The organism is Sediminibacillus terrae (assembly GCF_009602435.1).
GTDB lineage: Bacteria > Bacillota > Bacilli > Bacillales > Amphibacillaceae > Sediminibacillus > Sediminibacillus terrae.
Genome location: NZ_VZDQ01000011.1, coordinates 449,452 through 472,348, shown reverse-complemented (window position 1 = coordinate 472,348; position 22,897 = coordinate 449,452). Strand labels below are relative to the sequence as shown.

The 22,897-nt window shown below is 43.6% G+C and carries 18 protein-coding genes; 13 read left to right on the top strand and 5 right to left on the bottom strand.

Annotated elements, in window-relative coordinates; all coding sequences use genetic code 11:
• Positions 1 to 123 precede the first annotated feature (123 nt).
• The 5 genes from F6X55_RS04940 to F6X55_RS04920 all read left to right on the top strand — a co-directional run bounded on the left by F6X55_RS04940 (position 124) and on the right by F6X55_RS04920 (position 3,739).
• Entirely contained in the window at positions 124 to 498 is a 375-nt protein-coding gene (locus F6X55_RS04940; protein WP_153462213.1) for a hypothetical protein, read from the top strand.
• 442 nt (positions 499 to 940) lie between these two features.
• Positions 941 to 1,435: a GNAT family N-acetyltransferase gene (locus tag F6X55_RS04935; protein ID WP_153462211.1), complete on the top strand. Its 495-nt coding sequence runs from the start codon at positions 941 to 943 to the stop codon at positions 1,433 to 1,435.
• Between the two features lie 126 nt (positions 1,436 to 1,561).
• Positions 1,562 to 2,092 carry a sigma-70 family RNA polymerase sigma factor gene (locus F6X55_RS04930; RefSeq protein WP_026771701.1) on the top strand — a complete coding sequence of 177 codons (531 nt, stop codon included), beginning with the start codon at positions 1,562 to 1,564 and terminating at the stop codon, positions 2,090 to 2,092.
• 5 nt (positions 2,093 to 2,097) lie between these two features.
• The gene (locus F6X55_RS04925; protein WP_026771700.1) at positions 2,098 to 2,514 is read left to right on the top strand and encodes a PadR family transcriptional regulator; all 417 of its coding nucleotides are present in this window, start codon (positions 2,098 to 2,100) and stop codon (positions 2,512 to 2,514) included.
• The gene (locus F6X55_RS04920; protein ID WP_153462209.1) at positions 2,507 to 3,739 is read left to right on the top strand and encodes an FtsW/RodA/SpoVE family cell cycle protein; all 1,233 of its coding nucleotides are present in this window, start codon (positions 2,507 to 2,509) and stop codon (positions 3,737 to 3,739) included. The genes F6X55_RS04925 and F6X55_RS04920 overlap by 8 nt, the downstream gene beginning before the upstream one ends.
• A 120-nt stretch (positions 3,740 to 3,859) precedes the next feature.
• Here F6X55_RS04920 and F6X55_RS04915 read toward each other — a convergent pair whose 3' ends face one another.
• The gene (locus F6X55_RS04915) at positions 3,860 to 4,759 is read right to left on the bottom strand and encodes a TetR/AcrR family transcriptional regulator (protein WP_026571590.1); all 900 of its coding nucleotides are present in this window, start codon (positions 4,757 to 4,759) and stop codon (positions 3,860 to 3,862) included.
• Between the two features lie 250 nt (positions 4,760 to 5,009).
• Here F6X55_RS04915 and F6X55_RS04910 point away from each other — a divergent pair, with 250 nt between their 5' ends.
• Positions 5,010 to 6,434: a DHA2 family efflux MFS transporter permease subunit gene (locus tag F6X55_RS04910; RefSeq protein ID WP_153462208.1), complete on the top strand. Its 1,425-nt coding sequence runs from the start codon at positions 5,010 to 5,012 to the stop codon at positions 6,432 to 6,434.
• A 196-nt stretch (positions 6,435 to 6,630) separates the two neighbouring features.
• On the opposite strand, the gene F6X55_RS04905 is transcribed toward F6X55_RS04910, so the two are convergent.
• Positions 6,631 to 7,260 carry a TetR/AcrR family transcriptional regulator gene (locus tag F6X55_RS04905; protein WP_237648598.1) on the bottom strand — a complete coding sequence of 210 codons (630 nt, stop codon included), beginning with the start codon at positions 7,258 to 7,260 and terminating at the stop codon, positions 6,631 to 6,633.
• Between the two features lie 143 nt (positions 7,261 to 7,403).
• Here F6X55_RS04905 and F6X55_RS04900 point away from each other — a divergent pair, with 143 nt between their 5' ends.
• Positions 7,404 to 9,635: an MMPL family transporter gene (locus F6X55_RS04900; protein WP_153462206.1), complete on the top strand. Its 2,232-nt coding sequence runs from the start codon at positions 7,404 to 7,406 to the stop codon at positions 9,633 to 9,635.
• An 882-nt stretch (positions 9,636 to 10,517) separates the two neighbouring features.
• On the opposite strand, the gene F6X55_RS04895 is transcribed toward F6X55_RS04900, so the two are convergent.
• Positions 10,518 to 10,844 carry a four-helix bundle copper-binding protein gene (locus F6X55_RS04895; protein ID WP_026771693.1) on the bottom strand — a complete coding sequence of 109 codons (327 nt, stop codon included), beginning with the start codon at positions 10,842 to 10,844 and terminating at the stop codon, positions 10,518 to 10,520.
• 303 nt (positions 10,845 to 11,147) lie between these two features.
• On the opposite strand from F6X55_RS04895, the gene F6X55_RS04890 reads away from it, so the two are divergent.
• The 6 genes from F6X55_RS04890 to F6X55_RS04865 all read left to right on the top strand — a co-directional run bounded on the left by F6X55_RS04890 (position 11,148) and on the right by F6X55_RS04865 (position 22,141).
• The gene (locus F6X55_RS04890) at positions 11,148 to 13,082 is read left to right on the top strand and encodes a PTS mannitol transporter subunit IICBA (RefSeq protein ID WP_153462205.1); all 1,935 of its coding nucleotides are present in this window, start codon (positions 11,148 to 11,150) and stop codon (positions 13,080 to 13,082) included.
• A gap of 165 nt (positions 13,083 to 13,247) precedes the next feature.
• Positions 13,248 to 15,335 (top strand): BglG family transcription antiterminator, encoded by a 2,088-nt coding sequence (locus F6X55_RS04885; RefSeq protein ID WP_026571579.1) that lies wholly within the window; start codon positions 13,248 to 13,250, stop codon positions 15,333 to 15,335.
• Positions 15,336 to 15,340: 5 nt separating this feature from the next.
• Positions 15,341 to 16,483 carry a mannitol-1-phosphate 5-dehydrogenase gene (locus F6X55_RS04880; protein WP_153462204.1) on the top strand — a complete coding sequence of 381 codons (1,143 nt, stop codon included), beginning with the start codon at positions 15,341 to 15,343 and terminating at the stop codon, positions 16,481 to 16,483.
• Between the two features lie 806 nt (positions 16,484 to 17,289).
• Entirely contained in the window at positions 17,290 to 18,912 is a 1,623-nt protein-coding gene (locus tag F6X55_RS04875; RefSeq protein WP_153462202.1) for a BCCT family transporter, read from the top strand.
• Positions 18,913 to 19,018: 106 nt separating this feature from the next.
• Positions 19,019 to 20,320, top strand: coding sequence for a globin-coupled sensor protein (locus F6X55_RS04870; protein ID WP_081718208.1), 1,302 nt, complete (start codon positions 19,019 to 19,021; stop codon positions 20,318 to 20,320).
• A 324-nt stretch (positions 20,321 to 20,644) separates the two neighbouring features.
• Positions 20,645 to 22,141 carry an esterase/lipase family protein gene (locus tag F6X55_RS04865; protein ID WP_153462200.1) on the top strand — a complete coding sequence of 499 codons (1,497 nt, stop codon included), beginning with the start codon at positions 20,645 to 20,647 and terminating at the stop codon, positions 22,139 to 22,141.
• 52 nt (positions 22,142 to 22,193) lie between these two features.
• Here the strand turns inward: F6X55_RS04865 and F6X55_RS04860 are convergent, their stop codons facing one another.
• On the bottom strand, positions 22,194 to 22,379 hold the full coding sequence (locus tag F6X55_RS04860) for a type Z 30S ribosomal protein S14 (RefSeq protein ID WP_026571575.1): 186 nt from the start codon (positions 22,377 to 22,379) through the stop codon (positions 22,194 to 22,196).
• Positions 22,380 to 22,526: 147 nt separating this feature from the next.
• Positions 22,527 to 22,892 (bottom strand): DUF4363 family protein, encoded by a 366-nt coding sequence (locus F6X55_RS04855; protein ID WP_026571574.1) that lies wholly within the window; start codon positions 22,890 to 22,892, stop codon positions 22,527 to 22,529.
• Between the last annotated feature and the right edge of the window lie 5 nt (positions 22,893 to 22,897).

Sequence of the window (22,897 nt, the reverse complement as noted above, 5' to 3'; positions counted from 1 at the left end):
AGCGCTTTTCTTGCAGGTGTTACTCCGACAAGCAGAGAAGCTTTAATAAAGAATGGAATTTCAATAAGCGTGAAAAGTGTGAATACACATGGGTGAAAACTTTTCAAAGGAACAGCGACCTATATGCAAATACAGACCTATGTATCCTTCCACGCTCGTTCGATACTAAGTGCAGCGTTTTTTCTTGAATGGGAAACAGAATGGAAAAGAACGAGGGCTGGAAATACTACTTATCGACATCCCGATCGGAGTTATGAAACAATCATTAAGGATTCAGATTTCGATTTAGAAGTTCACCGGCTTCCGTCTTATCAAGTGACTTGGACAGTTGAAACAATCATCGGAACTCTGTATTCAACCTCTTACGGAGCAAAACGATTTCTCGGTAATAGAGAGAAGGAATTTGAAACAGAAGCTGGGGAAGTGTTGCTCTCCATGAATCCAGCCGGAGTATTCAAGGAGCAAGTGGGATTGACTATTAAAATGGCTATCAAGTGACTCGGTGATAATCTTCTTGAGAGGATAATTTCTTAGAAAGGAAGCAGTTAAGAAGCTTCCTTTCCTTATTCTTAGCACTTACGGCAGATTAGCCCTGTCCCAAAGCTGATTATGCCAAATAAGATGGCTAGCAACAAAATGAAAAGTGCCAGAATGATAATGGTAATCAAACCCCAACCTCCATCAGGTTGTTCTGGTTCGGGTTCTGGCTCTGGCGGCGTCGGGCAGCATGGCTGGCAAGACGGCTGGCATATGTCTCTCCAGCGTGGCTGCCAGGTAGAACAAATCATAGGCATCCTCCTTTAGTGAGTATAATATAGAATATGGGATTGTATAATTGTCTGATTGGTACAACAATGGAATTTGTGGTGTAATAAGTGGTTTATCCTGCTTTGCAAACACAATAGATAGTCGATAGACTCAAAGAAAGGGAGATATACATATGCCAGAATTTAAAACGGAGCGGTTGGAAATGCATACGTTGACGGCAGATATGATGGAGGCCGTGTTAAAAGGAGGACAAGAGCTTAAACGAATAGTTCCGTTCGAAACAGGAGCCGAGTGGCCGTTGGAAGTCTATAAAAACCTATTTCCATATAAAATTGAGCGCTTCCGTAAGGTTCCTTCCGAAAATGAATGGGAAGGATTGATAGTCGATAAAACGAACAATAGGATTGTAGGCGATATGGGATTTAAAGGAGGGCCAAACGAAGAAGGGGTGATTGATTTAGGTTACAGTATCATTCCGAGTAGCCGGGGGAAAGGGTTTGCTACAGAAATGGGAAAAGCAATGGTGGCATGGGGACTCACACAGCCCGGGGTGAAAAAGGTGATGGCCAGTTGTGATCCCGACAATGCTCCTTCCATCCGTGTATTGGAGAAGATAGGTTTTGAACGGACGGTACAAACAGATGACTCTATCTATTGGTTGTATTGAACAGCATATAAGTATTAGCGAAAAAGAGGCATTCCTTTACTGAGGAAGCCTCTTTTTTGTTTATACTGAGAAAAACAAAAACCTTGCCTTTATGTTTCTCGTCTAACTAACAGGGAGGTGATCAAATTGGAAGAGTACGTAGCAGAAGATGTCATAGAGGATAAAGAAAAAGTCATCGATCAACTTATGCAAAATCATGGACAAGATATATTACAGCTTGTTTTTTCTTATGTGAAGAACAAAGCAGCTGCTGAGGATTTGACACAGGAAATCTTTATTAAGTGTTACCAGAAGCTTGATACATACGATGGAAAATCAAAACTGAAGACTTGGCTATGGAGGATCGCCATCAATCATTGCAAAGATTTTTTAAAGAGTTGGTATACCAGAAATGTTTTCACCGATGGGTATGAATATTTTCAGAAGGTCACCAACCAAGATGATGTAGAGAATACAGTGATTCAGAACAGTGAGGATCGGGAGCTAATGGTTGTCGTCATGGAACTGCCAGTGAAATACAGAGAGGTCATTTATTTGTTTTATTATGAGGATTTATCGTTAAAGGAAGTATCGATGGTAACCGGGAAAAATCTAAATACCGTGAAGACACGATTAAGAAAAGCAAGAAAATTGCTGCGAAAAAAATTAGAGGGGTGAGCAAATTGGAGAAAAGGTTGAGTAAATTGAAAAACACAATGGACAAAACGATTTTCAAGGATTTGGACTTTTCGGAACGTCACAGAAGTGCCGTCTTCCAGGTAATAGAAAAAGAAGGGGAGAAAGAGGAGGATGTTTTCCGGGCTGTATTACAGCTGCTTGTTCAAGAGAAGACAGGTGTTGAACTAGCAAAACTACTCAGGGCAAGGGGAATAAAAAAATTCGATAGTAACGAAGGATTTCTTTACACCACGCTCCATCGACTGGAGCTAAAAGGTCATTTGGCAGCCAATTGGAGTGAGCGGAGAGAAAAACGGTATCGATTAAACCAGAGAGGAAAGCGCCTTTTGGAAAGAATGGAAAAAAACAGTTATAAACAGGGTGATTTGAAGGTATGGCTGGAAGTGACAGTTAATGAATAACAGCAAGAAAATTTTTCTTGAAACCGTTGGAAAAGAGATAAAATCACCGTCTGTCCGAAAAATGATTGTGACTGAGCTGGAATACCATATCGATAAAGAGAAACAACGTTTTATAACATCAGGAATGGACGAAAAGGATGCAGAAGAAAAAGCGGTTGCACAAATGGGGAATCCTGTTCCGCTAGGGAAAGAATTGAAAAAACTTCACCGCCCCAAAGTTGATTGGTGGATCGCAGTTCTATTTATCATGGCTCTCTGTTTAGGCTTTTTACCTTTGATGGCGATAGGCGGAAATTTGGGGTTCGTGCCACATAAAATTATCTATGCAATATTTGGATTAGTGATCACAGGTGGACTGATGCTGTTTAACTATTCCAAAATAGTCAAATTCCGATGGGCAAGTTATCTTGGCGGACTGTTTTTGTCATTCCTTTTATTCCTTTTTTCAACTGCTTACGTAAACGGCTTCCCTTATGTCGAACTGGGGCCGCTCGCTTTTAACATTCTGGACACGATTCCGTTCTTTTTCATTAGCTGGACAGGGTTTTTAAGGGATAAAAGAATGAATGGACTTGTCCTTTGCATTCTCTATCTGATTCCATTTTTGATGTTTGCGTTTATCGGAAATATTTTGGCGATGCTTCTCTATACACTTATTCTTATAGGTATGGTTGTGTGGGCTGATACGGCTCGACCTAACAAAATATATTTGCTCCTGATGGGTGCAGTTGGACTGGTTATCGGTTTAGCAACACGCTTAAAAACATATCTCCCAGGGGAATACACGCAAGAAAAAACGTTTGTTTATTCCAATATTCAAGAAGTATTTACCCATGCAAATTGGCTGGGGATGGGAGGGGATCAAGCTGCAGGTGTGCCGGAAGCTCATACGGATTTAGCCCTTGTTACCATCATTCAACAGTTTGGTTGGCTGACCGGATTATTCACTGTAATCGTGCTTTTTGGACTTCTGGTAAGAATGCTTTTCATTTTCCCGCGTGTCAATGATCCATTAGGAAAAGTACTGATTGGCGGTGCAATCACTTTGCTTGCCTTTCAAACATTCTACAACTTGGGTATGATTTTGGGGATTTTCCCTCTTGTGGGGGTACCGCTGCCATTCATCAGCTATGGGTCTTATCCGATAGTATTTAATGCTATCATGCTTGGACTCGTGCTCAGTGTTTATCGAAGAACATCGACTTTCCATGCAATCAAAGAATAGTGAATACTAAAACCCGTTTGAGCAAAAGATGCCAAACGGGTTTTTCTGCTGTTTGTATTTGTAACTATTGCTGAATTCCATCTTTTATCCACGATTTAAACTGAAAAGCATGTGCAGCATTCAATTTGTCTGCTTCGTTTTAGATTTTAAATATTGGCTAGTTTTAGCTGCGATTTCTCTTGCTTCATTGGCAAAAGGGGTATCCTCGAAAGCCTTATAAAACGGCCGCAGCAGTGATTCCACAACCGCAATTCGGATATCATCGGCAGAAAGTTCTTCAAACAAGACATCAGCTAAATCGAGCATGTTTTTCGGTGTTTGCTTTGTCGAGATATCCTGTCTCAACCTTCCTAATAAGTGGAGAATGTCCCCTTTCGGTACCCTATGAATTTCAATTTTATTCTTCAACATTTCCATCGCTTCCAAATCCAGAAGTGCAGTGTTTTCTCTTACCATTACAGGAATGATTTCTTTAATATAGAGAATGATCGTCCTGGCTGCTTTTATCGGATCGAGCGCGGCATCATGGGTCATTCGCCATGTAATGGAAATGTGCTGCATCATTCCGTAAAAAAGCACAGCTGCTTCATATGAATAGGGCCGGACTGCTTCCCCGAAAACATCTGTAAACCGCTCAGCCAGCCATTCATGCTCATGAAGGCGATGCAGGGAAATCATTTTTTTCAATTCTTTATCCCCGGAATGAAGGATCGAATTGTACACAGCGATAAGGTTTTGCTGGTGGTTGATATTTAAAAGAACCGATATTTGCTGGATCAACAATTCGATATCAGCCGGGTCTTTACCGGCCAGCATTTCCTGTCGCTGTAGACTTGCTTCATAACGGGCCCTTTCTAAAATGACGAGTACGCACTCATTTTTTGAGGCAAAATAATTATAGAAAGTGCCTTTGGATATACCGGCCCTCGTTATGATGTCTTGAAGCGAAGTTTGCTCTATTCCTTTTTCGATAAACAGCTGCAAGGCGCTGTCGATTACTTGTTTTTTTCGATCACTCATATAATTCCTCCAGAAAATTATACCATTGGTATATTTTATAAAAGCTTATATATTAAGGCTGTCTATTTATTATTTCAAAACCCTTGATTTAATTATACCACTGGTATAGAATGTCTCAAGTGACCGAATTTTATGGTGAAGTAAAAGCTTCTTAATGATTTTCACTGTCCTGATTTTTTATTCAGCGACAATCAGACATAAAGCAACTTCCTATGAACTAATTTTATCTTAATAAGAAAGAAGGAATACTATGGTTGAAAGTCAAAACGCAGCATCCTCTCCGCAAAGTATCAATAAAATCCCGTTGATGATCGTGCTGATATCCGGAGCGTTTGCTGCTATATTGAACCAAACCTTGTTAGCGACTGCTTTGCCGCACATCATGAGGGATTTGGATTTGAATGCAAATACTGCCCAGTGGCTGCAGTCCATTTTCATGCTGGTAAACGGAATTATGATTCCAGTTACCGCTTTTTTAATTGAACGATTTACCACGCGTAAATTATTCTTTACTGCCATGGGGCTTTTTGGACTAGGTACAATAATTTGCGCATTCGCCCCTGGCTTTACGACTCTGATGGTCGGCAGAGTCCTGCAAGCATCCGGAGCAGGTATCATCATGCCGTTGATGCAGACCATCTTGTTTTTGATATTCCCTGTGGAGCGGCGCGGAACCGCGATGGGAATGTTTGGATTGGTTATTGCTTTTGCGCCGGCAATCGGTCCGACGCTATCCGGATGGCTAGTGGAAAATTATCCGTGGAGAAGCTTGTTTTATGTTATCTTCCCGATTATCGTGATTGATTTGATTGTTTCTTACTTTATTCTGAAAAATGTAACCGAACAAAAGAATCCAAAGGTCGATGTCTTGTCGATTATACTTTCCTCGTTAGGATTCGGCGGTCTGTTATATGGATTCAGTACTGCCGGTAACAGCGGCTGGACAAGCTATCAAGTAGTAATATCGATGATTGTCGGTGCGATAAGCTTATACTTCTTCATCAATCGTCAATCGAAGCTTAAACAACCGATTCTCCAGTTCAAAGTGTTTAAACACAAGATGTTTACGATTACTACAGCTCTTGGTATGATCGTCTTTATCGCCATGATTGGCGGAGCGGTTATCTTGCCGCTACTCATGCAGAATATGCTTGGCTATACTGCCTTTGAATCAGGGCTTATGCTTCTGCCGGGTGCTTTATTGATGGGGGTAATGAACCCGGTTATGGGAAGGCTGTTCGATAAATTCGGTGCCAAGTGGCTGGCCATTATCGGTCTAACCGATTTGGTTGTCACTACTTTCATGTTTACGAATTTAACAGCTGAAACGACCTTTACCTACCTGGCAACGGTCAATGCAGTCAGAATGCTTGGTGTAGCGATGGTCATGATGCCGGTGACGACGGCTGGCTTGAATCAACTGCCGCCGCATTTGATTCCACATGGAACCGCCATGAACAATACGATGCGTCAGGTGGCAGGAGCTGTCGGTACAGCGCTCCTGGTAACGGTTATGACCAATAATATCCAGCCTGAAAATGGCATCGATGGCGCTGTCCATGGAGTGAACGTTTCCTTTATCGTGGCGGGTGTCACTGCCATACTCGGGCTTATCCTGTCATTCTTTATCAAAAATTCCCGTCCTTCTGTGGAAGAGGGGACAGAGCAAGCTTAAATGCTAAAAAATGAAAAAACCAGTCAACTGTTAAAGTTGACTGGTTTTTTGCTATCTACTCGCAGAGAAGGAGGAGTGCTTCTGGAAGCTTTCAAATTTTAATCGTAAAAGACTACAAGTCGGTGCTATCTCTTTTTAAAACGAGAATTCCGTCTCCACACTCATCTATAAAAAAATTAATCTGTAACCATGTACGTTAGTCTTTCTCTGGATTTAAACCATTCCAGAAGAAATCAATAATCTGTTCTGCAGCTTCCGTTGTCGTCAGAAATATGCCGTTGCCATTCCGATCGCGATAGTTGCCGACCCGGAGCAATGCTACATAGGCATGGGCGGCAAAAGTAGGATGGATGGTGGATATTTCTCCTTTGTCTACTGCCTCTGTCAATGCTTGTTCAATCGATTTATATAAGTGTTCCTCGGCCTTTTGCATTCTGACGGTTTGTTCTTCTGATAAAGTATTTTTTGTCTCCCGCATGAAACTGTCTAAGTCAATATCGAACGTGGCAGTCAAGTGTGCTTCGGCAATTTCCAACAGGCGTTCGCGCAAAGGAATATTTTTCTGTAAAATCCCTTGGATTTGCCCATGAATCCGGTTCATTAGTTGTACGATGGTTTCTGTAAACAAGGCTGCCTTGCTTGGATAGTAATAATAAACGGTAGCTTTGGTGACGTTGGCGGCCCTGGCTACGTCGTCCACGGATACCTCCTGATAACCATTGGTCAAAAAAAGCTCGATGGCTGCCTGGAGGATGATGTCGGTTGTCGGTTGTTTTCGGTCACTTGCACGCGGTCTTCCCAGCGGCCGTTGGTTATTCGCGGTCAATTTCGTTCTCTCCTTGTTTCTTTTTACTTTTTGCAAGTATACCATAAGTTTTTCAATAAGAAATTTACTCTTGATTGAAAATTAACTTACCAGTATATATAATTGTATGCAGTAGTTATCTTTCAACCGGAGAAGGGGATTGCATGAATAAATTTCTGGAATGGTTAGGCAAAGCGGCAGCTGGCATAAAAACCAGATGGTTGACCGTGGTGATATGGATTGCGCTTGTGGCAGTAGTATCGATGGTGTGGCCGCAAGTGAATGAAGAAGAAACAGGATCGAATAATCTGTTACCGGAAGACGCGATGTCGGAAAAAGCCGCCACGCTTTCTGACGAACAGTTTCCTGATGATTCTGGTGTTCCGTTACTTGTTGTATGGTACAGAGATGGCGGATTGACAGACAAAGATTTTTCATCTGTAATATCTTTGTTTGGCGATTTGGAAGATAACCCGCTCGAAAATCAAAAGATGATTCCGCCGTTCGGAGAAATGCCGGTACCTGCATTGCAAGGTGCGGCCTCTGAAGATGAAATGGCACTGACGACTCCGATATTTTTCAAGGAGGAAGCTTCTACAGATGAGCTTCAATCGGCGATGGACAGTTTGCAGAAACGTATAAGTGACCGCTCGGAGAAGCAGGTCTTTGAAAAAGACATCGACTCTGAAGGGCTTCACGTAAGATTTACCGGCCCGGCAGGCATTCAGACGGATACCACCGCGTTGTTCAGCCAGGCGGATGTGACTTTGTTGATTGCGACTGTCTTATTGGTGTTGGTGTTGCTGATTGTGTTATACCGTTCCCCAATATTGGCGGTTGTTCCGCTGATAGGAGTTGGTTTTGCATATGGATTGATCAGTCCATTGCTAGGTTTCTTTGCTAGTCGAGGCTGGATTGTCGTCGATGCACAGGCAGTATCCATCATGACTGTCCTGTTATTCGGAGCCGGAACAGATTACTGTTTGTTCCTTGTTTCCCGTTACCGGGACGAACTGCAATTGGAGGCCAATAAATATAAGGCACTGCAGCTGGCGATTGCCAATTCTGGTGGCGCCATCATGATGAGTGCACTTACTACGGCAATCGGATTATTGACTCTGTCACTGGCACAGTATGCCTCTTACGACCGTTTTGCTGTTCCATTCAGTCTTGCTATCGTGATTATGTGCCTTGCAGTGCTAACCTTGCTTCCGGCAATTTTGGCCATCTTCGGCAGAACAGCCTTCTTCCCATTCATACCAAGAACAGATAAGATGGTGAAGGAATTAACAGAGAAAAAAGGAAAACCAGTGCGGCAGCCAAAAACGAGAAGCAAATTCAGTAAAGCGGCAGGACGACTGGTTACGGAGAAGCCCTGGGCACTCATTACTGTCTGTCTTCTCATCTTGGGCGGATTGGCAACATTCGTTCCAAAAATCGACTACACGTATGGCGTGCTGGATTCTTTTCCGGATGATATGCCCTCACGGGAAGGTTTTGCTCTAATTGCTGAACACTATCCACCAGGAGAAATTGCCCCAGTCGACATGATCGTCGAGGCCGATGGAGGGATGGATGAAATGCAATCGGTATTGGCTGGAATGGAGAATGTCGCGGAGGTAAGTGATCCGACATTTAGTGAGAACAATGGGAATTTCGTTCATTACTCCATCACGTTATCCATCGATCCATACTCTTCTGAAGCCGTGGCCATGATTCCGGATTTGAAGGAGGGCGTTGTGGACGTTTTGGAACAGGCGGGTGTGGAAAATGCCGGTGATCGTGTCTGGCTTGGCGGAGAAACAGCAAATCTATTTGACACCGAACAAATAACCAGCCGTGATCAAAATATCATTATTCCGGTCATCCTGATAATCATCGCTATTTTACTGCTGGTATATTTGCGTTCGATTGTTGCAATGACTTATTTATTGTTGACGGTTGTTTTGTCCTTCTTCTCCGCCTTGGGGTTGGGTTGGCTGATTATCCATTACGGCATGGATGAACCGGCGATGCAAGGTCTTATCCCGTTGTATGCCTTTGTCTTCCTTGTAGCACTCGGCGGGGATTACAACATTTTTATGATATCGAGTATTTGGAGAAACCGGAAACGGATGCCTTTAAAACAGGCAATTGCTGAAGGGGTAGGCGAGACCAGCAGTGTCATCACATCCGCAGGTCTTATTTTGGCAGGGACATTTTCGGTATTAGCTGTGATGCCGATGCAGGTGCTGGTTCAGTTTGGAGTCGTAACCGCCATCGGCGTGTTGCTGGATACCTTTATCGTCAGGCCGCTTCTCGTGCCTGCTATTACGACAGTGCTCGGCAACTATGCGTTCTGGCCAGGGGCTTTATGGAAAAAAACAGATGCTCAAAGTCAGGAAAATAGAAGCTAAATATAGGAAGAGCATCGTCGATTAAAACTGACGGTGCTCTTTGTATATGTTGGAATGTTTCTTTTGATTTTGGGGGGGCTGTAATAGAAGCGGTTGCAGATAAGTTATAATTAATTGTGCGGAAAAAGCTTATAGGTTGGTAGTTCACTCCCTGATGAAAGCGGGTGGACATAGGAGTGTATTTGGATTGCTGGTTTTGTAATCAGCTTCGGAATGCCTTGCCGGTTCTACGCCAGAGAAAAACAAGCAGTGCCCATGTTTTCGTGGGTTAGAAAAAGGAAACCGATCTAACCTGCCCTTTAAAAAGAGCAAGATTACACTTCGGCAGGGTACCTCGCTTTCAGCGGGCACCTCTTCAGCTAACTTGGTAAAGAAAAGCACTTTACCAAGTTGATCTTCAGCTCGCGCTCATCCCGCAGGAGTCTGCGTACCTTGCCTCCGTGCCTGTGGAATTATTCGCAAACGAGCGATGCGTTTTTTCTCATATCGTTGTAGAAAGAAAGCTAAACTGAATGGAAAGAATGGGAAGACGAGTACTTCTTTTTAATTTTTTTGGTGCAGGTTCGCACGTTCCAATTTCTAAATAAAAAACCTTCCGTGCTGATGTTCGTCTTCGTCATTGTTTGGAAATACTCACACGCAATAGAAGAGTAGAGTTCTATTTATTTTGTTTTGATCATGTAAAAATTAGACCCCGAAAACATAGCGTAGTAGCTTGTCGTAGCATACGAAGCAAGCATCAAACAACAGGATAGTAAGAAGTCTAAATAAGGGACACAAAAATTAACAACCGAACGAATTTGATCGATAGTTAAAATTCGTTCGGTTGTCGCTTTGGTGGCCATGCTTTTGTCCGGCCATTTTTGAGAGTATCCCAGTAAATTAAACAACCTTACGGCAAGCATCTGCACACTTCATACAGATATCCGCACATTTCTGGCAATGTTCTTGTTCATGTTTTTTGCATTCATTTCCACAGTCCTCACAAATTTTTGCGCATACGGAAGCCAATTCTTCTACATATGGCGTGCCTCTCGTAATTGCTTGAGCGAGGTAACCGCAAATATCTGCACATTCCCGATCAAGGCGAATGCATGGGGCCATCATTTTTACGTCGTCTTCTTTCAGGCAAGCATCGTAACAATGGTTGCACTGTACCATACAGTCGTGCAAGGTGTCGAGGAGCTCTTGGTATTTTTCGTGTGCCATTATAATATCCCTCCATTAAGTAATTATATATATATATCTTCCCAATTCAGAATGAATTAAACGAATAAGCCTTAGATAAAGAGAGAAGGAGACTGAACGGCCTAAAGAGTCGCCGATTAATAAGCGAATGAACTTGGTGGACAAGTGCACAATAATGCCATAGGTCATTATGCATAGGAGAAACATTACCTTTGTCTTATGGACTGCGACAAAGGTAATGTTAGTGTTTCTTGAATGGCGCTTACATGTGGCTTATGATGATAACGTCTGATATTATCTAATTTTATTGAAAGGAAGTATAGTATGGCTCAATCATCTGTAAAGGTTGCAATACAGAAGTTTGGTAATTTCCTTAGTTCCATGGTATTGCCAAACATTGGCGCTTTTATTGCCTGGGGATTGATCACGGCTTTGTTTATTCCGGATGGAATCATTCCGAATGAAGAACTTGCCAAGTTGGTCGATCCGATGGTTAAGTACTTATTGCCGCTGTTAATCGGTTATACCGGCGGTAAACTGGTTCATGATCAACGTGGAGGGGTGGTCGGTGCGATTGCGACCATCGGTGTGATTGTCGGAGCTCCCGATACACCAATGTTCCTCGGCGCAATGATCATGGGACCGCTTGGTGGATATGTGATCAAAAAGTTCGACCAATTAATCGAAGGGAAAATTAGAACAGGATTCGAAATGTTGGTCAATAACTTTTCTGCAGGTATTCTTGGTGGACTGCTTGCAATCCTGTCTTTCCTTGCCATTGGTCCGGCTGTAGATGGCTTCACGCAAGTGTTGGTCGTGGGCGTCGATTGGTTAGTGGGCGCAGGTTTATTGCCATTGACCAGTATCCTGATCGAACCGGCAAAAATCCTGTTCCTGAATAATGCAATCAACCACGGAGTGCTTTCTCCGATTGGGCTGGAGCAGGTACAGAATGCCGGGAAGTCTGTATTGTTCCTATTGGAAGCGAATCCCGGACCGGGTCTTGGTGTTTTGCTTGCCTTCTCTCTATTCGGTAAAGGTTCTGCAAAACAATCCGCTCCAGGTGCAGGAATCATCCACTTCTTGGGCGGTATCCATGAGATTTATTTCCCGTATGTATTGATGAAACCGATGTTGTTCATTGCTGTCATTCTAGGCGGTATGAGTGGTGTCTTTACATTGGTACTGTTGGGCGGAGGCCTTGTAGCTCCTTCTTCGCCGGGAAGTATAATTGCAATTACAGCTGTTACTCCTCCACAGACAATGGCTTATGTCGCCAACTATGCAGGAGTGATTGTTGCAGCGGTCGTTTCATTTGTCATTTCGGCAATTGTTCTTAAATCCGGTAAACAATCAGAAGAAGATATTGATGAAGCAACTAAGAAAATGGAAGAAATGAAAGGAAAGAAAAGTTCTGTAGCCGGCTCTGTATCTTCTCGTGGTGGAGAAAACACTGCAGAGCAGGGTGTAATGCCGGAAGAAGTAGACAAAATCGTCTTTGCTTGTGATGCCGGCATGGGCTCAAGTGCTATGGGAGCTTCTTTGCTCCGCAAAAAGGTGAAGGAAGCTGATCTTGACGTTACCGTGACGAATACGTCCATCAGCAACCTGCCGAGTGACGCGCAAATAGTCATTACACAGGAAGAATTGACACCGCGGGCGAAAAGCAAGCTTCCGAACGCTTACCATATTTCGGTCGATAACTTCCTATCCAGTCCCGAGTACGACAAGCTGATTGATAGTCTCGAGAGTGGGGTATCAGAAGAATTGGCGGAACTGACGGACGAGGCACAGGAAGAAGCGACAGAGCAAGATTCTGGGCAAGCAGAAGACGATGATCTGCTTCTCGAAGAGAATATTTTTATCGGGCAGGAGTTTGATTCCAAGGAAGACGCAATCCGCTTCGCTGGTGAGGCTCTGGTGAAAGCAGGCTATGTGGAAGAAAGCTATGTCGATGCCATGATCGAACGCGACAACATAACATCCACATATATGGGGAACAATGTAGCGATTCCACATGGCACGGAAGATGCAAAAAAAGCGGTGCTCAAGTCTGGTTTCACGGTCGTACAAGTACCGAATGGCGTTGACTTTGATGGAGAAGAAACCAAACTGATTTTCGGTATCGCAGGAAAAGACGGTACCCACTTAGAAATCCTTTCAGGAATTGCCGTCATTTGTTCTGAAATGGAAAACATTGAACAGATGGTCCAGGCGAAAACAGCAAAAGAACTGAAAGATATCATCAACAGTAAATAAACGCAGCTTAGAGAAGAAAGGCGGGGTATTCCTGCCTTTCTGTTCTCATTTCAGTGAAAAGTTGGAATGATGGACTAAAAGAGATTCGTAAGTATTTTCTTGTTTTTCTGAACAGATGGACAAAGTACTTAGAAGAACATTTTAAAGTAGAAATGAGTGGGTAATATGTTTATTACATCACGAGAAAAATCCATCATCGATTTGATTGTCAGAACATCAGGAAAGCATACCGCACAATCTCTGGCTGCATTTCTCAATGTAAGCGTCAGGACGATTCAGCGGGATTTGAAATCAATAGATAAACTATTGCAGCAATTTCAGTTGGAATTGACCAGAACGTCGAGTGATGGGCTCGTCATCGATGGGAAAAATGAGCATATTTACCGTCTGATGCAGCACCTTTCCAGTCTGAATCCGACAGACGAAACGCCGGAGGAGCGAAAACTTTATCTGCTGATCACCTTGCTGCAGGATGGGCCGTCTTTTAAGACGCAGGTGCTGGCAAAACAGCTTGGAGTAAGCACGGCTACTTTGAGTGCTTATCTGGATGACTTGGCAGCCTGGTTGGAGAAATTCCGGGTGAGGCTTTCGAGGAAACGTGGCGTAGGGGTAGAATTGTATGCGCAGGAGTCTGACAAAAGGAAAGCTTTGGCAGGCTATTTTTCCGTCCACTTCCATGAAGAACTGATCGAGCAGTTGTACTTGCTGCAAAAAGGGAACCAAGTTGAGGGGCCCGTGTTGGGTTACTTTTCACCGCAATATTTATTGGAAGTAGACACTTTGGTCAGCAGGACGATCAATAAGGGACAAACCAGACTGGCCGACAGTGATTACATCGGTTTGGTTATCCATATATGCATCACCATGCAGAGAGCGGAAAATCAGTATCCAATCGAGGAAAGGGATCAATATGTGGACAAATCCTCTATGGAATACCGGGGAATGAAGCAAATTTGTGAAGAGTTGACACAAAAGTATGTGTTGCCTCTCACGGAAAGAGATGTGCGATTTCTCTCGGTTATTTTAAAGGGATCCAAACTGCAGGCTGCCGATGCCATTGAATATGACAGCATCATGCTGGGCAGGCTGATCAAAAATGTCATCGCGGATGTTTCCAAACAACTCCACGTCCATTTGTCTGATGACTTCTCGTTATTTCAAGGGCTGCTCGCGCATATGGAGCCTTCTTTGTTCCGCTTGCAACAGGGAATGGAGTTATTCAATCCTTTGACTGAAGATATAAAACGGAAATATCCAGTATTGTTCATGGCGGTGAAAAACAGTCTGGAAGAACAATTTCAAGATGTCCGGTTTCCTGATGAAGAGGTTGCTTTCATCGTGCTGCATTTCGGTTCGGCTTTGCTGATGAATGAGGAGAAAGCATCTATCGAGGCGGTGGTTGTCTGTCCGACAGGGATCGGGGCGTCGAAAATGCTGGCCAGCCGCATTCAACAGGAAATTCCGGAAATCCAAAAAGTAGAGATTTTGTCGATCAATGACTTTCAACATGCGGATGTGGAATCGTTCGATATCGTCATTTCAACCGTCCGGCTGCCTTTCACAGAGTTTGATTACATTCTGGTCAGTCCCCTGCTCAGCGAAGAAGACACGGAAGCGATACACGATTTTTTGCAACGAAACCTGGAAAAAATGACAAGCAAAAAACACTACCTACGACCAGCGGATGAAAGTGGCTCTGTAAATCAAACAGAACAACCGGCAATTCAGGATTTGCTGAAGGAAATCAAGGAGGTCCATTCCAGCATTGAAGGAATCTTGGCTAATCTTCGGGTTTACCGCCAACAGCAAACGGCTGATCATCGGGCAGTACTGGGGAGAATGGTCGAACAAGCTGAGGCCGACAACCTGCTGGATGATTCGCAAAAGATCGTGGAAGAGCTGGAAGAACGTGAAAATAGAGGCGGCTTAGGAATCCCTGGGACGAACATGGGCTTGTATCATTGCCGGGATGACCATATCCATGAATTGATTTTTCAAGTATCCCATTTAGAACAGCCTTGTACCATTAAAGGAATGGATGGACAGGAAGTGCAAATGAAAAATCTATTGTTAATGCTGGCACCCGATAGTATGAGCCCGCGCGAGCAGGAAGTACTTAGCCTGATCAGCACGAGTATCATTGAAAACGACGTCGCAATGATGATTTTTTCATCCTCTAACGAAGCAATGATTCGCAAAAAATTGGAGGATTTGTTTTTAGATTACCTTCAAAATAACTTGATAAAGGAATGATGACGTTGAAACAAACGGTGCACTTTGGTGCAGGAAATATCGGCCGTGGTTTTATCGGCGGTTTATTTGCCGAATCAGGTTACCATGTAACCTTCGTCGATATCGCAGATCAAATTATTGATAAACTGAATGAACAAAAAAGCTATCAGGTAAAATTGGCTACAGAGCAGGAACAAACGACTACGATTGAAAATGTATCCGGCTTGAATAATATGAAGCAGGAAGATGAAGTGATAGATGCAATCAAGAGCGCTGTTTACTTGACCACGGCAATCGGGCCGAACATTCTGCCGCGGATCGCCCCATTGATTGCCCGTGGGTTATCGGAGCGTGTCTATGAAACAGATGAAGCACTATATGTGATTGCTTGTGAAAACCAAATTTCTGCAACAGATATTTTGAAAAGACATATTCTGAACAACCTGGATGAGGACACCAAGGAAAGACTGGAAGACCGGGTGTATTTCTTCAACTCGGCAGTGGACAGAATCGTTCCTATCCAGGAAGATCCGGAATCGCTTGACGTCCTGGTAGAGCCTTATTTTGAATGGGTTGTCGAAACCACGCAAACCATCCCGCCAATTGAAGGCATGACAGTGGTCGAAGAGCTTGCCCCTTTTATTGAGCGGAAGTTATTCACAGTAAATACAGGCCATGCGGTGATTGCGTATTTTGGCTATCTAGCCGGAAAGAGTACAATCGATAAAACGTTGGCGGATGAGACGGTTGCTAAGCAAGTAAAGGAAACGTTGAAAGAAACCGGTGCTTACCTTGTGAAGCAATATGGCTTAGACGAAGAAGAGCATCTTGCTTATATCCAGAAAATTATCGAGCGCTTTAAAAATCCTTATTTGAATGACGCAGTCACCAGAGTCGGACGTGCTCCGATGCGTAAGCTGGGACCAGAGGACAGACTGATTCGTCCAGCAACAGAGGCCCAGAAAGCAGGATTGCCGTTCACGAATTTAGCGAAGGCGATTGCAGCAGCCCTGCTGTTTGACTACGCTGAAGATGAGGAAGCTGTAAAAATCCAGGGAATACTCAAGGAACACGGACCAGCATATGTGCTGAAAGAAGTGAGCGGCCTGGATGAAGATAGTGAAATCAGCAAAGAAGTAATCGAGCAATACCATTCTCTAAAGCAATAACGGAAAGATGATAGCGTGAAAACGCCTGAAGGTAATTACCTTCAGGCGTTTTTTGTTAATTTTTTTATGTAGGGTCGTAATAAATATAAACTACGACATAGCTTGAATGCGTCTTCCTGACGTCCTACTTTTGATGAGTTGGAGTTCGACGCTGCGGAAATACCCTGCGCTTTCCGCGGGCGGCTGGTGAGCTTCCTCGAGCTGACGCTCTGCGGGATCTCACCGAGGCCTTTCCTCCCGCAGGAGTCTCCGGGTATTTTCTTCGCTAAGAACAGCTTTCTGTTTATAAACGGGTATAACTAGACATTTTTTTATTCATCGTACTCCATGGACCGTATCATCAAATGACATTGCTAGAAAAACAAGCGGAAAGTCCAAGAACAGGAGATAAGACGGGAACTCCAACTGTCTTTTATGAAAAGGAATACCTACTTCCTGACAAACGTTTTTAAAATGGCTTTGTTGGTTCTCAGGAAAAAGTCTACGCTTCCGCTAATCAGCATGCTCCTTAGCGCAGGGAGCATACGAAGACTCCTGCGGGAACAGCACGAGCTGAAGATCCACTTGGTAAAGCGTTCTTTCTTTACCAAGTTAGCTGAAGCCGTGCCCGCGGAAAGCGAAGTATGCTGCCGAAGCGTTGGGTGTGCGCAGTTTCTAGCCAATTAACAGTGGAAGGGTAATTATTTGTTATGGAACGGTTAATGACGCAAGGACCGGATAAAAATACGTTTTTAAACAAAACTAACAGACAGAAGGTGTCAGATTCCTAATGGAAATTACCGTGATTTTCAGGAAAGGAAGATAACATGAAAAATCGCTTAATTGATTGGCCGACTTTCGTGGGAGCATTAATAATATTGCTGGCAGTTACCATCCCGCTAGTCTTGTTTCCTGAACAGGGTGAAGCATTTGTCCTGGCAGCTAATGATTTTGTCACCCAGAACTTCGGCGTTGTTTATTTGCTCGTCGGCTTTGTTTTGTTCTTCTTTCTGATATACGTGGCGTTTAGCGTGAACGGACATATCAAACTCGGCGAAAAAGACGAAAAGCCAGAGTTTAATACTTTTTCTTGGGCAGCAATGCTGTTCTGCGCGGGAATCGGCTCAAGTATTTTATACTGGGGAACAATTGAATGGGCTTACTACTACCAGGACCCGCCGTTTGGTATTGACACAGGATCACGAGAAGCGATCCAATGGGCCAGCTCTTACGGTATTTTTCACTGGGGACCGATTGCCTGGGCGATTTACACTCTGCCAGCGTTGCCGATGGCTTACTTTTATTACGTCCGGAAGAAACCGGTGTTAAAAATAAGTGAAGCGTGCCGCCCATTGATCGGGCGGCTCACAGATGGCCCTGTCGGTAAACTGATCGATATTTTATTTATGTTCGGGCTGATGGGCGGGGCAGGTACCACTCTTGCACTAGGTGCTCCGATGATTGCAGAGGGTGTTTCCCGGTTGACGGGTCTGCCTGCAAATATGACCATGCAGACAGTAATCTTGATTTTGTGTACGATGATTTTCGCTATCAGCGCTTATTCGGGCCTGCGAAAGGGAATCAAAGTGCTCAGTGATTTGAACCTGTGGTTGGCCATCTTTTTGCTGGCATTCATTTTTGTGTTTGGACCGACCACCTTCATTGCGGAGACGACGACCAATAGTATCGGCTTGATATTGGATAATTTCTTTCATATGAGCACATGGACGGAACCATTCAATAATTTAGGACCGTTCGAACGTACTGGTTTTCCGGAAGGATGGACGGTTTTCTATTGGGCGTGGTGGCTTGTGTACGCTCCATTTGTCGGCTTGTTTGTTGCAAAAATTTCCCGCGGCCGGACGATTCGTCAAATGGTTCTGGGAACGATTATCTATGGCTCGCTAGGTAGTTTATTGTTTTTCGGTATCATGGGGAATTTCGGGCTGTATATGCAGTTGACAGGCCAATTCGATGTTGTCAGTGTTTTGAATAACCAAGGGGCACCATATGCGATTATCAGCATAATCAATCAACTGCCGTGGGCTCCTTTGATCATTCTGGTTTTTACCGTATTGGCTATTATTTTTTTGGCAACAACGTTTGATTCTAGCTCCTATATCCTTGCTTCAGTTGTCCAGTCGGAAGTAGAAGATGAACCTTTACGATGGAATCGCTTGTTTTGGGCATTCACCTTATGTTTGATGCCATTGGTGCTGATGTTTATCGGAGGGTTATCGACGTTACAGACGGCCAGCATAGTCGGCGGCTTTCCTTTGCTATTTATCATGCTCATGCTGGCATGGTCTTTTATGAAAGCCTCTACTGACGACTTGAAAGCCTCCGAACATTATAAGCCGAAAACAATCAATCTAGACTCCAAAAAGATATTGCAGCGGTTGAAACGAAAAAAGAAGAGGCGGGAAGATGCCGATGAAACAGAAAACTGAATAATGATTTTCCCGATATGTCGGGCTTGTCCCCTTCTTCATATTCCCTTCGATCCGTCCGATATAAAATGAGAAGGAAATAAAAGGGATATATGGGGGAGAAGACATGCAGTTAGGGTTTAAAAAGAGAAATGATTCAAGCAAGGGGACTTTCATCGACGAAACACTAGCCGGGAACACAAGGCTGAATATCGATCACCATCAGGATCTGAAGAAACAAATAAAAATGATCAACCTGCAAAAACAGGATTTAGTGGTGCTCGCTTCCTTGAAGCCTTTTGTGCAGGAGAAAATCCATACTATCGTGGCCCAGTTTTATCGCAATTTGGAACATGAAAGCTCTTTGATGGGCATCATTGAGAGCAATAGTTCGGTCGACAGGTTGAAAAAAACGCTGCTCGTCCACATTCAAGAGATGTTTGACGGGAAAATCGACGATGAATTTATTGATAAACGGCTGAAAATTGCTCATATCCATTTTAAAATCGGTCTGCAGCCAAAGTGGTATATGTGCGCATTCCAAGATTTACTGCTGTCTTTGATTTCCATCATCGACGAGAAGATTCAAGCAAAAGAAGAATCACGTAAGGCAATCGAAGCCGTGACAAAAATAATGAGTTTGGAGCAACAACTTGTACTGGATGCATTTCAGCAAGAGAATGAAACGACCTATCGACAACAAGAGGAAGAGAAAAATATATTGCACAATGAAATCAAGGATACTTCTTCTGAGTTGGCAGCAGTGTTTGAAGAAACCACAGGATCGATCGGGGAGTTGGTGGCTAACCTGGAGGGTATTTTACGTATTTCCAAAGAGGGGACCGAAACATCCTTGGATGTTGAGCAGACATCCATCACTGGAAAGCAAGATTTGGAAGGCCAGCAGGATAAAATGACTGATATCAATGACCGTATGGAAAAAATCAAAAAAGAAACAGAGGGTCTCCTGGAAATATCCAACCAAATAGGTGAAGTCGTCACCATTGTAACCGGAATCGCAGAGCAAACGAATTTGCTGGCCTTGAATGCCTCGATTGAAGCTGCTAGAGCAGGTGAACACGGGAAAGGGTTTACGGTGGTTGCTGATGAAGTACGGAAGCTTGCCGAAGAAACGAAAAAATCGGTAGCAAGTGTATCCGAGCTTGTCGGTAAAACGGACGCTCAAATAAATGGTGTTTCCTCCTACATTTCGGAAGTAAGGGAGTTGATTCATAACGGAACGGATGACATGAAACAAATCAATCAAGTGTTTGATACGATTGTATTAAAAATGAAACAAAGCAAAAATCAAAGTGACTCGATCGAAGGGGAAATCGAAACCTTTAAAAGCAGTCTTGACGAAGTGAATAATGCCGTGACCCACGTAGCCGGCTCCATTGACGGACTGGTGGAATTGACGAAAAAGTAATGTGCCAATAGTAGACCGGTTTATTTTTTCTTAGCAGTTCTTCCTGGTATCATCAGCGTTTTCTAAGATGCTGATGATATTTTTTTGCGGTTGCTTGATGTGGAATTAAGGAAAGTATTCATTAAATGGTCGATTGAAGAGGATTCAGACTTCCGGATTTCTTTTCAACCAACAGGCGTCCTCCAATCCCGTTCATTCTCTGGATACCTTCAGCTTTTGAATGGAGACAGGTTTTAGTGGAATATTACAATTTATTCCGCATTAAAGTTCTACCTTTTGCATCTCTTTGTATACTCTGAATGAGAATAGAAAAGGAGTGAGGAGATGCTGAAAAAGGTGCTGATTGTCGGGGTTCTGTTGTTTAGTCTGTTTCCTGCAGCAGTGTCGGCTGGATCATTTGGAAAAGGGGATCCTCCAGGGAATCCGGGTGAATGGTATATCGGAACAGCCCCTTCCAATGGTTCGGATGCCAATCATCCGATTTTGTTCGTTCACGGTCTCAACAGTTCTTCCTACACTTGGTGGGACGAGAATGATATGTATGATACAGCCCTTGTAAACGGATTTGAAACTGCTTTTATCGATTTATATCCGACTAGGGATATGTGGGAAAATGGAGCGTTGCTGGCCGAGAAGCTGCAGGAAGTCTATACTTATTTCGGCGAGAAGGTGGTGGTGGTAGCCCATAGTAAAGGCGGGATTGATGTGCAATCAGCTTTAGTTCACTATGGAGCCGCGCCATATGTCGAGAAAGTCATTACGTTATCGACGCCGCATCACGGCAGCCAGCTTGCAGACCTTGCTTATAGTAGTTGGGCTGGTTGGCTGGCGGGAATATTGGGGAGCAAAAATGATGCGACCTACTCACTGCAAACTGGTTACATGGCGTATTTTCGAAACGATACAGATCCGATTGCAGGTGATATTCCTTTTTTCACATTAGGAGGGACGAAACGAGGAGGCTTCGGCAGCTCCCTATTCTGGGGAGGGTTGTATTTAAGCAGTTATGGAGCGAATGACGGTGCAGTGACTGTCGTAAGCTCCCGGCTGCCATACGGAACTGAGATAAGCGCAGGGGCGTGGAATCACTATTCCATTAAACAGGGAAGTTCAACCTTTTCGATGTTTTCCCATTTACTAACCGAATCCACGGACGGAATGCAAGCTTCCATCAAGTCTGTCCCCGCAAGGGAAAAGGAGTTGGCCGTTCAACAAAGTCCCAAATATGGTTATATACTGAAGGGCGGTCAATCACATGGGGAACAGACAGAAACTTTTTATGTAGAAGAGAGTGCTGAAGAATTGTTAGTAGATTGGATAAGCGATAAAAAAATTACACAATTGCACCTCTTAGATCCCGATAAGAACAAGTATACAGCGTTTTCCGTGGAAGAAGATGAAACGGATTACTTAAACGGAGCGTACCACCATCGACTGCTAATCGAGAAACCAGCTGCCGGAAAATGGACGATTTCAGCTGCCACTGAAAAGACACAACATTACTTGCTTCAAGCAGCAATTGATAGTCCCCTTGATGATAAACTGAATGTGGGATTGTCGAAGGGGAAATTTAGTGTGGGAACAATCGACAAGGGAAAAAAAACGACTGTAACGGTGAAAACGGTGAAGTATCAACATAATCACCAGCAGACTCAAGCCGAGCAAAATTTAGGCCGGCATTCCACTTACAGCGTGCCTGATTTAGGAGAGGGCGTGTACAACCTAACATTTGATGTTTTCGGTGAAAGCGGAGGGGCGAAATACCAGCGTACCATCGTGAAGTCAATCTATGTAGACGATACAGGCAAGATGTATCCATGAATTTTTGTCGAGGAGCAGGGATGAAGGAGTCAGCCTTCCAGCTGACCCATGATCACCAGCTTGCTTTTTTCACGCCAGGAATTTGTCCTTTATAAGCTAATTCTCGAAAACATATCCTGCATAGCTTGAATTTGCGAATCACAGAGTGTGGTCGGCCACACCGCTCACATCTCGTATATTCTTGGACGCTGAATTTTTGTGGTCGTTTCTGTTTCGCAATCATCGACTTCTTAGCCATATGGTTGTACCTCCTTTTAGAAGATTGTTTATAAAAATAGACAGAATGTAATAGGTTGAAATGAACATTATATCATAGCACGGATAAATAAGATAATGGAAAGATTGCCCTATATAACTTTGGTCTGGATATAAAATGCCGCGTCACTTATCTGGCTAATTGTTCCCACTGGCCGTAGTAGTAATAGATTTCTTCCAGGACGCTTTGATCATCTTCGGCTTCCACACCTCCACGGATTCTGGCGATTGTCCCGTCTATTTCCAAAAGTTGTTCTTTTTCTACACTGAATTGGACGCGCCGTACGATTTTGTCCCAGGCTTTTTCCATCTTCGCAGCTTCGGTTTTCACCTCGTCCCAGTTCTTGTTCTTCACCCCTGCTTCAATCTGTTGAATGGATTCATAGAGACGATCATCCTTTCCAAGTGGCTGTTTTAGAAAGGCACCGCTGTTCATTACAGTAATGAAAACAGCCAGGGTTATGAATGGAATAAAGTATAAAAGAAACTTTTTCATCTATT

Bases quoted from the DNA above. Each gene is read 5' to 3' on its own strand.
- F6X55_RS04940 (WP_153462213.1), top strand. From the start codon at position 124: ATGCAAATACAGACCTATGTATCCTTCCACGCTCGTTCGATACTAAGT.
- F6X55_RS04935 (WP_153462211.1), top strand. From the start codon at position 941: ATGCCAGAATTTAAAACGGAGCGGTTGGAAATGCATACGTTGACGGCA.
- F6X55_RS04920 (WP_153462209.1), top strand. From the start codon at position 2,507: ATGAATAACAGCAAGAAAATTTTTCTTGAAACCGTTGGAAAAGAGATA.
- F6X55_RS04915 (WP_026571590.1), bottom strand. From the start codon at position 4,759: ATGAGTGATCGAAAAAAACAAGTAATCGACAGCGCCTTGCAGCTGTTT.
- F6X55_RS04910 (WP_153462208.1), top strand. From the start codon at position 5,010: ATGGTTGAAAGTCAAAACGCAGCATCCTCTCCGCAAAGTATCAATAAA.
- F6X55_RS04900 (WP_153462206.1), top strand. From the start codon at position 7,404: ATGAATAAATTTCTGGAATGGTTAGGCAAAGCGGCAGCTGGCATAAAA.
- F6X55_RS04895 (WP_026771693.1), bottom strand. From the start codon at position 10,844: ATGGCACACGAAAAATACCAAGAGCTCCTCGACACCTTGCACGACTGT.
- F6X55_RS04890 (WP_153462205.1), top strand. From the start codon at position 11,148: ATGGCTCAATCATCTGTAAAGGTTGCAATACAGAAGTTTGGTAATTTC.
- F6X55_RS04885 (WP_026571579.1), top strand. From the start codon at position 13,248: ATGTTTATTACATCACGAGAAAAATCCATCATCGATTTGATTGTCAGA.
- F6X55_RS04875 (WP_153462202.1), top strand. From the start codon at position 17,290: ATGAAAAATCGCTTAATTGATTGGCCGACTTTCGTGGGAGCATTAATA.
- F6X55_RS04870 (WP_081718208.1), top strand. From the start codon at position 19,019: ATGCAGTTAGGGTTTAAAAAGAGAAATGATTCAAGCAAGGGGACTTTC.
- F6X55_RS04865 (WP_153462200.1), top strand. From the start codon at position 20,645: ATGCTGAAAAAGGTGCTGATTGTCGGGGTTCTGTTGTTTAGTCTGTTT.
- F6X55_RS04860 (WP_026571575.1), bottom strand. From the start codon at position 22,379: ATGGCTAAGAAGTCGATGATTGCGAAACAGAAACGACCACAAAAATTC.
- F6X55_RS04855 (WP_026571574.1), bottom strand. From the start codon at position 22,892: ATGAAAAAGTTTCTTTTATACTTTATTCCATTCATAACCCTGGCTGTT.